Here is a 350-nt window from a genome sequence, read left to right as displayed (position 1 = left end):
TGTAATGCTAATTCAGCTCCTTGCTCATACAGTTCTTTGAATCGATAAAAACGGTCTCGGGAATAGCCCATTACTTTACAGGCTTTGGATACATTTCCTAAATGTTGTGCTAATTCTATTACAACTAACTTGTTTTTGATGATTTTTTGTTGTGTTGTCATAATACTTAATCTGTTTTAAAGTTATTTAATTTGATTACAACTGTCAGATTAAGTATTGACGAATTCACATTTTGTCTATGCGAATTGTAGAATATTTCCCATTCTTTGAGTTTTTGTTCAATATCTATATCATCTTTATAATCAATTAATTGATAAAATTCCTGTTTATCCGTAAGAGGAGACCTTTAT

General features: G+C 29.4%; 1 protein-coding gene. It reads right to left on the bottom strand.

The window, feature by feature from the left end:
• Positions 1-161 (bottom strand): helix-turn-helix domain-containing protein (locus GNY06_RS04960; protein ID WP_166519060.1); only part of this gene is annotated, 161 nt, incomplete at its 3' end.
• Positions 162-350 lie beyond the last annotated feature (189 nt).

The sequence above is a fragment of the Elizabethkingia argenteiflava genome (assembly GCF_009904105.1).
GTDB lineage: Bacteria > Bacteroidota > Bacteroidia > Flavobacteriales > Weeksellaceae > Elizabethkingia > Elizabethkingia argenteiflava.
Note: the sequence above shows the minus strand (reverse complement) of the source record. Positions and strands in the feature narration are given on the sequence as shown.